Genomic DNA, 12705 nt, shown 5'->3' with positions numbered 1-12705 from the left:
CTATTTATAACATTTGTGTTTTTAATTCTAATACCGTATCACGCAATGATGCAGCTGTTTCGAAATCTAATTTTTTAGCTGCTTCTTTCATTTGTCCTTCTAAGCGATCAACCATATCTTGTTGTTCCTTTTTATCCATATCCAAAAATTCAGTTTCGGTAAAGGTTTTAACAGTTCCTGAATTATCTTCAATTTTTGTTGGCGTAATTAACTCACGAATGGCTTTTTTAATCGTAGTTGGCGTAATATGATGTTCCTCATTATATGCCATTTGGACATCACGGCGGCGTTGCGTTTCTTCCATTGCGCCCTTCATTGAATCCGTCACTTTATCAGCATACATAATCACTCGTCCGTTTTCGTTACGAGCTGCACGACCAATTGTTTGAACTAGAGAACGTTCACTACGTAAGAAACCTTCTTTATCGGCATCTAAAATTGTCACTAATGACACTTCAGGAACATCAATACCTTCACGTAATAAGTTAATTCCAATTAAAACATCATATGTGCCTAAGCGTAAATCGCGAATAATTTTCGTTCGTTCCATCGTTTTAATATCACTATGCAAGTACGCAACTTTCATCCCCAACTCTTTCAAATAATCAGTTAAATCTTCTGACATTTTCTTGGTTAATGTTGTGACAAAGACACGTTCATTGCGTTCAATACGTAAATTAATTTCGCCAACTAAATCATCAATTTGGCCCATAATTGGACGAACTTCAATGATTGGATCTAGTAATCCAGTTGGTCGAATAATTTGTTGAACAACATCTGACGTCCGTTCCATTTCGTAAGGTCCTGGTGTTGCAGACATATAAATGACTTGATTAACGTGCTCTTCAAATTCCGCAATCGTTAATGGTCGGTTATCCAGTGCACTAGGTAAACGGAATCCGTAATCTACTAACATTTGTTTACGAGCGCGATCACCATTGTACATCCCTCGAATTTGAGGCATGGTTACATGAGATTCATCAACTACGATCAAGAAATCTTTGGGAAAGAAATCAATTAATGTATATGGAGGTTCGCCAGGTTTACGTCCATCCATATGGCGGGAATAGTTTTCAATTCCGGATGTATAGCCCATTTCACGTAACATTTCTAAATCATAAGTAGTTCGTTGATCGATACGTTGGGCTTCTAATAATTTATCTTCATCTTTTAATTCTTTTAATCGATCAGCCAATTCAACTTCAATACCTTCAATGGCATGATCCATCACATCATCATTCGTCATGAAATGCGTTGCGGGGAAAATAGCCATGTGTTCAAGTTCACCCATAACTTCACCTGTTAATGAATCAACTTCACGAATACGATCGATTTCATCGCCAAAAAATTCAATACGAACAGCTTTTTGATCACGAGATGCTGGGAAAATTTCCACAATATCTCCATGAACTCTAAACCGACCACGTTGAAAATCAATATCATTTCGTTCGAATTGTATATCGACTAATTTTCTAAGTAAATCATCACGTTCCATTGTCATTCCAGTACGCAATGAAATAACATGATCACGATATTCTGTTGGATCACCTAATCCAAAGATACTTGAGACAGATGCAACAACAATCACATCATTACGTTCTAATAATGAACTTGTTGCAGAATGTCGTAATTTATCAATTTCATCGTTAATACTGGAATCTTTTTCAATATACGTATCACTTGAAGGAACGTAAGCTTCTGGTTGGTAGTAATCATAATAACTCACAAAATATTCCACCGCATTATTCGGGAAGAATTCTTTTAATTCACCATATAATTGTCCAGCCAATGTTTTATTATGCGCAAGGACTAATGTGGGACGATTAACTTCTTTAATCACATTTGAAATGGTAAACGTCTTACCCGTTCCCGTTGCACCCAGTAATACTTGTTCTTTTTTACCATCATTTAATCCATCAACTAAAGTTTTAATCGCATTCGGTTGGTCTCCAGTTGGTTCGTACTTTGAAACTAAGTCAAAAACGCCATCATCATGTCTATCAATCAAGTTAACCCCTCCAATACAATCATTTTTAGAAATTAAAAAAAGCCTGGAATAACCTACCCAGGCTCATTTAAAAATGATTATTCTCTACTAATTATATTAGCATACCGAACATACTTTCGCACGTTATCTCACTTATTTTTTCAGAATAACTTAATCAACTAAATAATCACGACCCCAAATAAGACCCATTGTTTTTTCTCCAGTATGGACGCCAATAACAGGCCCAATATGACTAACCTCAACTGGAATATTAGGATAGTTGGTTTTAATAAATGAGACCCATTTTGTACTCTCTTCAGGATTGTTCGCATCAACGATACTTACTCGAATTGGATAATCAACTGAGTTAATCGCATCAGAAAAATCTGCCATTACCCGTTGAAAAGCACGCTTCTTTGTCCGTTCCTTAGTTAAAGGGATAATTTGACCTTCATGATTAAAGGTCAGAATTGGTTTAATTTGTAATAAGTTACCCACAAACGCAGCACCATTCGTCATACGGCCCGTTCTAAGTAAATGGCTCAAGTTATCCACAACAAAGAAAATACCCACCGTTTCACGCATTGCTTCTATTTTAGGTACAATCGTGTCTGCATGCTCACCTTGCGCCACTAATTGAGCAGCTTTTAATACAAGAAAGGCTTCTGCTGAACTTGCTGCTTTAGAATCAATCGGATATACCGTAATTCCTTCCACAGTTTTTGAATAAGCACGTAAATTATCCACAAAACTTGTGATACCTGTTGATAGATGAATTGAAATTACTTCATCAAATCCCTCTTCAATTAATTTATCGAAGACACTTTGCATTTGTCCCATTGTGACTTGTGACGTTGTGGGTAACTTATCCGTATCTTTCATTCTTTGATAAAATTCTGAAGCAGAGATTTCCACATCTTCTAAATAAGTCTGTTGCCCAAAAATAACCGTGATTGGTACAACAATAATATTTTTATCTTTGGCTACTTTTGGATCAATATATGACGCACTATCTGTTACAATTGCCGTTTTCATTAATTTCTCCCTATTCTTTAAGCAAAAAAGGACTACCTTGTATGCATTATTCTAGCATACAACGCAATCCTTAACCTATGTGTACTCTATTTCTTAATAATATCCAAGGTTATTTTTTTAATTTTATCTTTATCTGTGAAATCTTCCGTTAATAATTCTGGAAGAATTTCTTGTAGAATATACTGAACACTCGCTAAATCTGAAAATTCAAGAATCGTTTTTAAGCTTTCTTGATAAATTTCAGTATAAACTGATTCAGGATTACCCTTTTGAATTTCGCCAAATGATTCATATAATAAATCTAATTTATCAGCTACAGACAAGATTTTACCTTCTAAAGTATCATCCTTACCTTCTGATAATCTACGACGATAGGCATCTTGGAATTCTTCTGGAATTTCGTTCACAATAAAATTCTCAGATAATGATTCCTCAACATTTGCTAACATTTCTCTTAGCGTTGTTGTTGCATATTTAACGGGTGTTTTAATATCACCAATGAATCGTTCTGTATAATCATGATTCAACGCTTTTTCATACAACATGCGCCAATCAATCGTATTTCCTGCATTTTCTTCAACATCACCTAAAAATTGAGCAGCTTCTGTTACTTTGAATGAATGTTCCGCTACCGAATGATCTTCATATTTAAAATATCCTGGTGCTCGTTTTAACGTTTCTAAATTACTTAAACTTTGTAGGTATTGATGCATTCCCATAATTAACAGCTCCCTCTCATTTTTTATATAAATTTTTACAATCTTACCACATATGGAAAAGTTAATTCAAGTATCATCAACTTTTAACAAAAAAATAAACTGATTCACATTGCAAACGCTTGATACATCAATTGGAACACGTCGCGCAACTTTACCTTACTTTTTTATGTTATGCTTATTTTCATGCTTTATATTTAAGGAGGACATTTTTTTGAAGTTTTTAGCCAATAAAACCGTTGAATACTTAACCGGTTTTATCTTGATTTTAATCATGGTACAAGCCGCGTCACTTTTACATGATTCAGAAATTATTTTACCTGAAATCGCCGCGTTAACAGTTGGACTGTGGATTTACCACGAAGCCAATTGGTTAGATCGTTCGTTTAATCTTTTTTTGCTGCCTTCTGTCACCGCAATTATCGGTTTTGGCATCAATTTACTTGAGATTTCTTACACAATTAAAATCTGCCTAATGATCGCCATCATGGTCTTTCTATTAGTGGTAACCCGATCGGCACTGGCGCCTTCATTGGCTACAGGTCTCTTGCCAATCATCGTTAATGCGTCCAAATATTCATTCATCATTGCCATCATCATTTTCACTTTCATCGAGATGATTGTCGTTAAAGGCCGTAAACTCGATCAAAACTACGCAAAAAAAACAAACCTTAACTATCAGGCTATGCTTTTATTTCTCGTTTCTTCACTCATTTGGGTTGGTCTCGTGACGATTGCTGGAAAGCCTTTGATGGCCGCTATTCCACCGATTCTTGTCGTTTTTTTCGAGGTGCTACAAAAGCCGATGTATCCGGCAAAAATGGTGTTCAAACAGGTTACTGCCTTGACGCTTTCAGCAACGATCGGTGTTCTCGCCTGCATGGTAATCGATTCCAATGTTGTTGTCGCCTTAATCACTATGCCTCTCGTTTTTTGTATACTCCATCTTTTCAAAGTTAAAATTCCAGCCGCTTATGCCTTTCCATTGCTTGCAATGATTGTTCCACCGACTATCTTTAGCGTTCTCCCCGTGTCGTCCCTACTCGCTTCCATCTACTTTCTTGGAATCGCCTACCTTTATCACCGCTTTAAAAAGAAAAAAATGAATAAATAGAAACTAAACAAGTTAATCAGCCCTGAAAGAAAATAATAAATCTTAAAAAGTTGTTTACAAAATACTGTTTTATTTGCTTATAAATTTTGTAACCCATTTAAGGTCAAAAAAAGTAGTGCTAAATGTAAATTTAGCACTACTTTTTTAGTTAGGCGTTGACAATTGCCATAATTGCTTCTTCAAATGCAAGACACTTAGCTTGTGCTTTTTCATCAGTTTCAGCTTGCGTTCCCACGTAGAATTTAATTTTTGGTTCAGTCCCTGAAGGACGAATTGCAATCCAAGAACCATCTTCTAAGATATATTTCAACGCATTTGCAGTTGGTAATCCGATTTCTTCAGATGATCCATCAGCTAATTGCGCCATACCCGTTGTGAAGTCTTCTAATTTAGCGACTTTATAGCCAGCAAAATCTTTAGGTGCGTCATCACGGAAGATTGTCATTAAATCTTTGATTTTTTGAACACCTTCAATACCTTCAAACGTTAACGCTTTAGTATTTTCAGCGTAATAACCATATTCTTTAAATAAATCATCTAATCCATCTGACAATGTTTTATCAAATTGTTTGTAGTAAGCAGCTACTTCAGATAACATTACTAATGCTTGGATAGCATCTTTATCACGAACGAAAGGACGAATTAAGTAACCATAACTTTCTTCAAAACCAAACATAAAGGTATGTTCATTTGTTTCTTCATAGTTTTGAATTTGTTCCGCAATAAATTTGAATCCTGTTAAGACATTAATCATTTTAGCATGATGTGCTTCAGCAATCTTAGTTGCAAGTTCACTTGATACAATTGATTTAACGCCAACGGCATTAGCGGGTAAAGTTCCTGCTTCTTCGCTAGCAGTTAAAATATAATTGAACATTAGAGCAGCAATTTGATTACCTGTTAATAATTTATATTCACCATCAGTTTGACGTACAGCGACACCCATACGATCAGCATCTGGATCAACAGCGATTAATAAATCAGCATGTTCACGTCGACCCCATTTGATAGCTAAATCAAATGCTGGTGCGTCTTCTGGGTTAGGTAACTTGATTGTTGGGAATTCAGGATCACCTTCAGCTTGTTCAGGCACAATCTTAAATTGTTCAAATCCAGCTTGTTTCAAAGCACGTTCACCCAACATTTTACCTGTTCCATGAAGTGGTGTGAAAACAAGTTTCATTGAAGCACCAACTTCATCAACTAATTTTTGATTAATTGTCACTTTTTTAACTTCAGCAAGATACGCAGCGTCAACTTCTTCACCAATAATTTGGAGTGTTTTATCAGCTTTTAATACTGTCTCATCACCTACTTTAATGGCAAATAAATCATCAGCTTCGCGAACAAAACCAGTAATCATATCTGATTCTTTAGGTGGCATTTGGCCACCGTCTTCACCATAAATTTTATAGCCATTATATTGTTTAGGATTATGGCTAGCCGTTATCATAATTCCGGCGTAAGTAGCTAAATGGCGGACTGCAAACGATAATTCTGGTGTGGGACGTAAGCTTTCAAAAACAAAGCTTGGAATACCATGTGCGCCTAAAACTTTAGCTGATTCCATCGCAAATTCTTGTGATTGGTAACGCGAATCATAACTAATTGCGACACCGCGCATTTTAGTTGCATCATCTAACGTATCCATAAAGCGAGCTAATCCTTCAGTTGCTTGACGAATCGTGTAGATGTTCATCCGGTTAATACCAGGACCCATCAAGCCACGCATACCAGCAGTTCCAAATTCCATTGGTTGGTAAAAAGATTCTTTTAAATCTTCTTGATTATTTTTAAGCGAAACAATCTGATTTTTTAATGTTGCGTCTAGTGTTTCTTCATTTAACCAAGTTAAATAATTATCTTCCCAAGTCAAAATATCACTCCCATTCATATAATATTACTATTATACAATAAATGCGCTTACTATTCAGGATAATAAAAAAGATATCAGAATAATTCTGATATCTTTCTTCCAGCAAGTCGCTCACGTTCAATTCCTGATTTAATTACCTTTTCCAAAATATGCTCAAATTGCTTAATTTCTTCTTCACTAAGCACCGATATACTTTCATCATTAACGACTGTAATTCTATCAAAAATATCTTGATAATTATTAATCGCTTTTGCTGTAGGATAAAGTTCAGTCCGTCGTTTATCTGCGGACGACATTTTTTTTTCAAGCCAACCATCTTTAATTAATTTTGAGATAGCACGTGTCACAACACTGTGATCCCGATAAATATTTTGGATTAGCTCATCCTGACTAACGCCAGGTGACTCACAAACTAACAACACGTAAAAAAAGTTACTCTCAGAAAGTTCAAACCCTTTTAACGTATCATTTATTCTTAATCGAATCATTCTGTTGTAAATTGTTGTTAATTTCTCAACTTCATGTGTATCGTAAAAAGAATTTCCATTCATATTTTGCATCTCAAAACTCCTTAAGCTTTACTTGTTTTTCTGAAATAGATTAGTCCAACTAGTCCAATTACAATTGAGACAACCATGATAAAGATCATTGAATATTTGTATCCAACAACAAATGATGCAGGAATACTAGCAATAACAATAATAACGGTATTAAATAATGAACCACTAACTTGTCTTAATGTATTCGTTAATGTTGTTGCATGATTTATTTCCATTGGATTTAAATCTTTTAAAGATTCTGTTGTTGCTGGAGCCATAATAGCACCAACCCCTGTTAATCGAATAGCGTAAGTAACAACTGATAACCAAACAGGAAATTCAATTGTTAAGAATAACATTGGTAGTACTGAAATCATCAACATCAAAAAGCCAAATATAAATATTTTTTTATAACCGTATTGATCATAAAGGTTACCAACAATAGGTGAAATAATAGCATTAATTGCAGCACCCGGTAACATAATTAATCCAGCAGTCATTCCTGATAAATGTTGATTATTTTCTAAGAACATTGGCATAACTAATTCTGTTGCCATTAAAATACCAAAAACTAACATAATTAATGCAATCATAGTTGAGAATGAACGTACTTTGAAAATTCGAATATTTAAAAATGGTTCTTTTAAAGCTAATTGACGACGGCCAAAATAGATTAATGCTAAAACACCAATCACAATAAGGACAAGTGCAACTAATAATTGGTCTCCAATAATTGAAATACCAATTAAAATTGTAGCAAGTCCAACTAGTGATAAGAAGAATGATTTAAAATCAATTTTAACATCTGTCTTTTCTGAATAGTTAGGTAAAATACAAACCCCAACAATTAATAAAATTAACATGATTGGAATAATGAAAATAAATAATGCTCTCCATGGTAAAAATGTAATCATAATACCTGATAAAGTTGGTCCAATTGCTGGAGCAGCTGAGATAACAAGCATAGCAAGTCCCATTACAACGCCACGGCGTTCAATTGGGTTAATTGCAATGACACTAATCATCGTAAATGTAGTCAATACGCCACCGGCAGCAGCTTGGATTAAGCGACCAATTAAGATTGCCCAAAAATTAGCGCCACTTGATGCAACGATACTTCCGATTAAAAAGACAACCATAATACCGACAAATATTTGTCTTGTTGAATATTTTTCATATAAAATTGCTGATAATGGTGTCGAAATTCCGACCATTAAAACATAACCCGTCGTTAACCATTGTGCGGTTGCAAGGTTAACATTTAAAACGGTGATTAATTTTGGTAATGCTGTAATCATCAATGTTTGATTTAATAAAGCGGCAAAAGTCGCAATTAATAAAACAGCACCAATTGTGTTTCTTTTTTTGTTTGTCATTCTAACTCTCTTCTCACTTAAATTTACGCATATGTTTAATTTTTTTCATAAGCGGATTAGATTATTATAATGTTCACATGCACATAAAGTCAAGTAAATAAAAAAATAAGCCTCAAAAGGCTTATTCTATAATTTAACTTAATTCTGCATCATTTAATGATTCAAGGTAACTAAATGTTTGTTGTCCAGCAATACCACCGTCACCAACTGCAGTTGTAATTTGACGCAATTCTTTCTTACGCACATCACCAACTGCGAAAATACCTGGTACATTTGTTAGCATATTTTCGTCAGTTGGAATCCAACCATAATCGTCAGTAATTCCAAGCTTTGTGAATGCTGTTGTCATTGGTTTAACACCAACATAAATGAAGACACCACTAGCAGGAATTTCAGATGTTTCACCTGTTTTATTATTCGTTACTTTAACGCCAGTTACTTTACGATCGTCACCAACAATCTCTGTGACATTAGTATCCCAAACAAAAGATATTTTATCATCCGCAAAGGCACGATCTTGTAAGATTTTTTGAGCGCGTAATTTGTCACGACGATGAATTACCGTCACTTTTGAAGCTAATTTTGATAAATAAGAACCTTCTTCGATTGCTGAATCACCGCCACCGATAACGATGACTTCACGATTTTTGAAGAAAGCACCATCACAGACTGCACAGTAAGATACACCTCGGCCACTAAAGGTATCTTCGCCTTCAGCACCCAATTTTTTGTATTCTGATCCAGTTGCGATAATTAAAGCTTTTGTTTCAAAAACATCATTATCTGTTGTGATGAGTTTAGTATCGCCTTCAATTGTAATATCGGTTACACTACCGTATGCATATTCTGCACCAAATTGTGTCGAACTTTCGTACATTTCTTTTGCTAAATCAGGGCCTAAGATTGATTTAAATCCAGGATAATTTTCAACTTCAGCCGTATTGTTCATTTGGCCACCATAAATCCCACGATCAATCATTAAAACCGATAGATTTGCACGTGATGCATAGAGTGCGGCAGTCATTCCACCGGGCCCAGCACCAATCACAACAACATCATATTTTTTTGTCATTAGTTCAACCTTCTTTCTTTTAGTAAGTAATTCAACAATACCCTATGTTACTTTTTTTGTCTATTTAATTGCTTTAACATCAAAAACAGGTCCCAAGTGAGTTGAACTTGAAACCTGCTTTACTGTAAGAATTAGGCTACTTATTTTTTGCTGTATCTTCTGCAATTAATTTTGCGCCTAAAGTCTTCAAATATTCTTTTAATTCATCTTTAACTTCTTTATGTTTCAAACCATACTCAATACTTGTTTTTAAGTAGCCAAATTTATAGCCAACATCGTATCGGGTTCCTTTAAATTCATGAGCGAAAACACGTTGCACCTTGTTCAATGCATCGATGGCATCCGTTAATTGAATTTCATTACCAGCACCTGGTTTTTGATGTTCTAAGATACCAAAAATTTCAGGTGTTAATAAGTAACGTCCAATAATAGCCAAGTCACTAGGTGCTTCTTCAGGTGTAGGTTTTTCAACAAAGTTTTTAACATTGAATAATCCAGGTTTAACTTCTAATTCAGGATTAATCACACCGTATTTTGAAACTTCTTCATGAGGGACTTTCATCACCGCTAAAGTTGAAGCATGTGTCTCATCAAAGCGATTCATGAGTTGACGCGTTAATGGTACTTTATCTTCCATTAAATCATCGCCTAACATGACAACAAAAGGTTCATCCCCAACAAAGTCTTTAGCCATTAAAACGGCATCGCCAAGACCTCGTGGATGAGATTGACGAACAAAATACAAATTAATATCCGTTGTTTCTTCAACTAATTTTAATAATTCGTCTTTATGCTTTGCAGCTAAATTCGCTTCCAGTTCTGGCACCGAATCAAAATGATCTTCAATTGGTCGCTTACCTTTACCCGTAACAATCAAAATATCTTCAATACCCGATTGACGCGCCTCTTCAACAATAAATTGAATCGTTGGTTTATCAACAATTGGGAGCATTTCTTTTGCCATCGCTTTAGTTGCTGGTAAGAAACGAGTCCCTAGTCCAGCAGCCGGAATAATGGCTTTTTTAACTTTTTGCATAGTCTAATCCCCTTTTATTCTGCTAATTCAGATTTACCTTCACGATTGATCAAAGCTTCAATCACTGATTTAATTTCTTTATTATTGTATAAAACGTCATAAATTGCATTTGTGATTGGCATATCAATTCCTTGTTGTTGTGCTAATTCATAAGCAGCCTTAGCAGTACCAACACCTTCGATAACCATACCCATATCAGCAACAACAGCATCTAATGATTTACCTTGACCTAATTGGTCTCCAGCACGCCAGTTACGTGAATGAACACTTGTAGCTGTAACGATTAAATCACCAACACCAGAAAGTCCCATAAAGGTTAATTGGTTAGCACCAAATGATGTCCCTAAACGAGCAATTTCAGCTAATCCACGTGTAATCAAAGCTGCTTTAGCGTTATCGCCATAGCCCATACCATGAAGCATACCAGCACCAACGGCGATAATATTCTTCATAGCTGCGCCCATTTCAACACCGATAACATCGTTATTTGTGTAGATTCTTAAGAATTTATTCATAAAGAGATCTTGAACAAAACTTGCAGCTTCAGGATCAGTACTTGCTGAAACAATTGTTGTTAAATCACGATTTGCAACTTCTTCAGCATGACTTGGGCCAGAGAAGACAACAACACTACCACGAATGTCAGCAGGAATTTCTTCTTCAATAACTTCTGAAATACGTTTGTGTGTGACTTGTTCTAGTCCTTTACTTGCATGAATAATAATTGGTTTGTTACCTGTTTCTTCTAAAATTGCTGCTACTTGTTTAGCAACAATACGGCTTGCTTTTGTTGGAACAACAAATAAAATAGCGTCAACTTGATCCAAAGCTTCTTTTAAATCTTCATATGCATGTAGGTCTTTAGAATAAGTGTAATCTTCCAAGTAATGCTTATTTGTATGGAACTCATTCATTTCTGCTACTTGTGCTGGAACATTTGACCAAAGTCTGATGTCATGACCATTTTCAGTTAGGATATCGGCAAGGATACTACCCCAAGAACCGGCGCCTAATACTGCTACTTTTTTTGTCATTATATAATCTCCTTCAAAATTTATTCATTCTAATCATACCAAATTTTACCTCTAATAGCATTAACTATGAGAAATTTTTATTTCAATTGTCCGTCTAAATACCATTGATTTTGCGGTTCCCAATATCTTCTCAATAATAACCAACTAATTGATCCAATAAAAATCACTAATGAGAGAAGTTGAGAAACACGAATTGTTGAAAATAACATTAAGCTATCTGTTCTCATTCCTTCGATAAAGAAACGACCAAATGAATACCAAGTTAGATATGCAAATAGTATTTCTCCACGTTTGAAAAGGTGTACTCGATGTCTCAAGGCAATTAATATTAAGAATCCAACAAAACTCCACAATGATTCGTATAGAAATGTTGGCTTATAGTAGGTGCCATTGATGTTCATTTGGTTAATAATAAATTCAGGTAAATGTAAATTTTGCAATGCCTCTAACGTCGTTTTTCCACCATGGGCTTCTTGGTTCATAAAATTACCCCAACGGCCGATTGATTGCGCAAGTAGCACAAGTGGTGCCGCTAGATCAAACATTAACCATGCTGACAAATGGCGACGCTGACAGAAAATAATCACTGTAATAATTGCGCCTATTAACCCACCATAGATAGCAATACCACCATCCCAAATTCGATAAACTTCACTGAGATGTTGAGCGTAATAAGACCACTCGAACACAACGTAATAGAGTCGCGCAGAAACAATTGAAATTGGCAACGCCCATAGAACCATATCATATATGGTATCTTCATTTATTCCTATTTTTTTGCCTTCAAGAATGGCTAAAATAACTGCTAGAATTACTGCACTCGCAATTATTACACCATACCAACGAACTTCAATAGGTCCTAATTTAACTGCGATGGGATTCAACGCACCTAATAAATAATTCAATTTACTCTCGTCCAA

Annotated in this window: 11 protein-coding genes; 1 reads left to right on the top strand and 10 read right to left on the bottom strand. The window is 35.2% G+C overall.

The genetic code is table 11. The features are described 5' to 3' along the window. Positions 1 to 4: 4 nt before the first annotated feature. The 3 genes from uvrB to AC1RPU_RS04710 form a co-directional block, all read right to left on the bottom strand. Complete coding sequence (uvrB, locus tag AC1RPU_RS04720) at positions 5 to 2008, bottom strand: excinuclease ABC subunit UvrB (protein ID WP_481761481.1); 2004 nt, start codon at positions 2006 to 2008, stop codon at positions 5 to 7. Between the two features lie 150 nt (positions 2009 to 2158). Then, positions 2159 to 3022, bottom strand: a complete 864-nt coding sequence (locus tag AC1RPU_RS04715) for a DegV family protein (protein ID WP_481761482.1) — start codon at positions 3020 to 3022, stop codon at positions 2159 to 2161. An 86-nt stretch (positions 3023 to 3108) separates the two neighbouring features. Then, positions 3109 to 3741 carry a YfbR-like 5'-deoxynucleotidase gene (locus AC1RPU_RS04710; RefSeq protein ID WP_409022185.1) on the bottom strand — a complete coding sequence of 211 codons (633 nt, stop codon included), beginning with the start codon at positions 3739 to 3741 and terminating at the stop codon, positions 3109 to 3111. A gap of 211 nt (positions 3742 to 3952) precedes the next feature. Between AC1RPU_RS04710 and AC1RPU_RS04705 the strand changes: the two genes are divergently transcribed. Next, positions 3953 to 4852: a hypothetical protein gene (locus AC1RPU_RS04705; protein ID WP_481761483.1), complete on the top strand. Its 900-nt coding sequence runs from the start codon at positions 3953 to 3955 to the stop codon at positions 4850 to 4852. A 148-nt stretch (positions 4853 to 5000) separates the two neighbouring features. Here the strand turns inward: AC1RPU_RS04705 and AC1RPU_RS04700 are convergent, their stop codons facing one another. The 7 genes from AC1RPU_RS04700 to lgt all read right to left on the bottom strand — a co-directional run bounded on the left by AC1RPU_RS04700 (position 5001) and on the right by lgt (position 12690). Then, positions 5001 to 6728, bottom strand: coding sequence for a phospho-sugar mutase (locus AC1RPU_RS04700; RefSeq protein WP_481761626.1), 1728 nt, complete (start codon positions 6726 to 6728; stop codon positions 5001 to 5003). 74 nt (positions 6729 to 6802) lie between these two features. After that, entirely contained in the window at positions 6803 to 7288 is a 486-nt protein-coding gene (locus AC1RPU_RS04695) for a MarR family winged helix-turn-helix transcriptional regulator (protein ID WP_481761485.1), read from the bottom strand. An 11-nt stretch (positions 7289 to 7299) separates the two neighbouring features. Further along, positions 7300 to 8643 carry a DHA2 family efflux MFS transporter permease subunit gene (locus AC1RPU_RS04690; protein ID WP_481761486.1) on the bottom strand — a complete coding sequence of 448 codons (1344 nt, stop codon included), beginning with the start codon at positions 8641 to 8643 and terminating at the stop codon, positions 7300 to 7302. A 133-nt stretch (positions 8644 to 8776) separates the two neighbouring features. Further along, positions 8777 to 9715: a thioredoxin-disulfide reductase gene (gene trxB / locus AC1RPU_RS04685; protein ID WP_481761487.1), complete on the bottom strand. Its 939-nt coding sequence runs from the start codon at positions 9713 to 9715 to the stop codon at positions 8777 to 8779. A 136-nt stretch (positions 9716 to 9851) separates the two neighbouring features. Further along, positions 9852 to 10751: a UTP--glucose-1-phosphate uridylyltransferase GalU gene (gene galU / locus AC1RPU_RS04680; protein ID WP_409022179.1), complete on the bottom strand. Its 900-nt coding sequence runs from the start codon at positions 10749 to 10751 to the stop codon at positions 9852 to 9854. Between the two features lie 14 nt (positions 10752 to 10765). After that, complete coding sequence (locus AC1RPU_RS04675) at positions 10766 to 11785, bottom strand: NAD(P)H-dependent glycerol-3-phosphate dehydrogenase (protein WP_481761488.1); 1020 nt, start codon at positions 11783 to 11785, stop codon at positions 10766 to 10768. A gap of 77 nt (positions 11786 to 11862) precedes the next feature. Continuing rightward, a complete protein-coding gene (gene lgt / locus AC1RPU_RS04670) occupies positions 11863 to 12690 on the bottom strand; it encodes a prolipoprotein diacylglyceryl transferase (RefSeq protein ID WP_481761489.1) in 828 nt (275 codons plus the stop codon). Positions 12691 to 12705 lie beyond the last annotated feature (15 nt).

Source organism: Dellaglioa sp. CoH-55-MRSF-7 (genome assembly GCF_056782235.1).
Note: the sequence above shows the minus strand (reverse complement) of the source record. Positions and strands in the feature narration are given on the sequence as shown.

Bases quoted from the DNA above. Each gene is read 5' to 3' on its own strand.
- trxB (WP_481761487.1), bottom strand. From the start codon at position 9,715: ATGACAAAAAAATATGATGTTGTTGTGATTGGTGCTGGGCCCGGTGGA.
- AC1RPU_RS04710 (WP_409022185.1), bottom strand. From the start codon at position 3,741: ATGGGAATGCATCAATACCTACAAAGTTTAAGTAATTTAGAAACGTTA.
- AC1RPU_RS04715 (WP_481761482.1), bottom strand. From the start codon at position 3,022: ATGAAAACGGCAATTGTAACAGATAGTGCGTCATATATTGATCCAAAA.
- AC1RPU_RS04690 (WP_481761486.1), bottom strand. From the start codon at position 8,643: ATGACAAACAAAAAAAGAAACACAATTGGTGCTGTTTTATTAATTGCG.
- AC1RPU_RS04695 (WP_481761485.1), bottom strand. From the start codon at position 7,288: ATGCAAAATATGAATGGAAATTCTTTTTACGATACACATGAAGTTGAG.
- AC1RPU_RS04675 (WP_481761488.1), bottom strand. From the start codon at position 11,785: ATGACAAAAAAAGTAGCAGTATTAGGCGCCGGTTCTTGGGGTAGTATC.
- galU (WP_409022179.1), bottom strand. From the start codon at position 10,751: ATGCAAAAAGTTAAAAAAGCCATTATTCCGGCTGCTGGACTAGGGACT.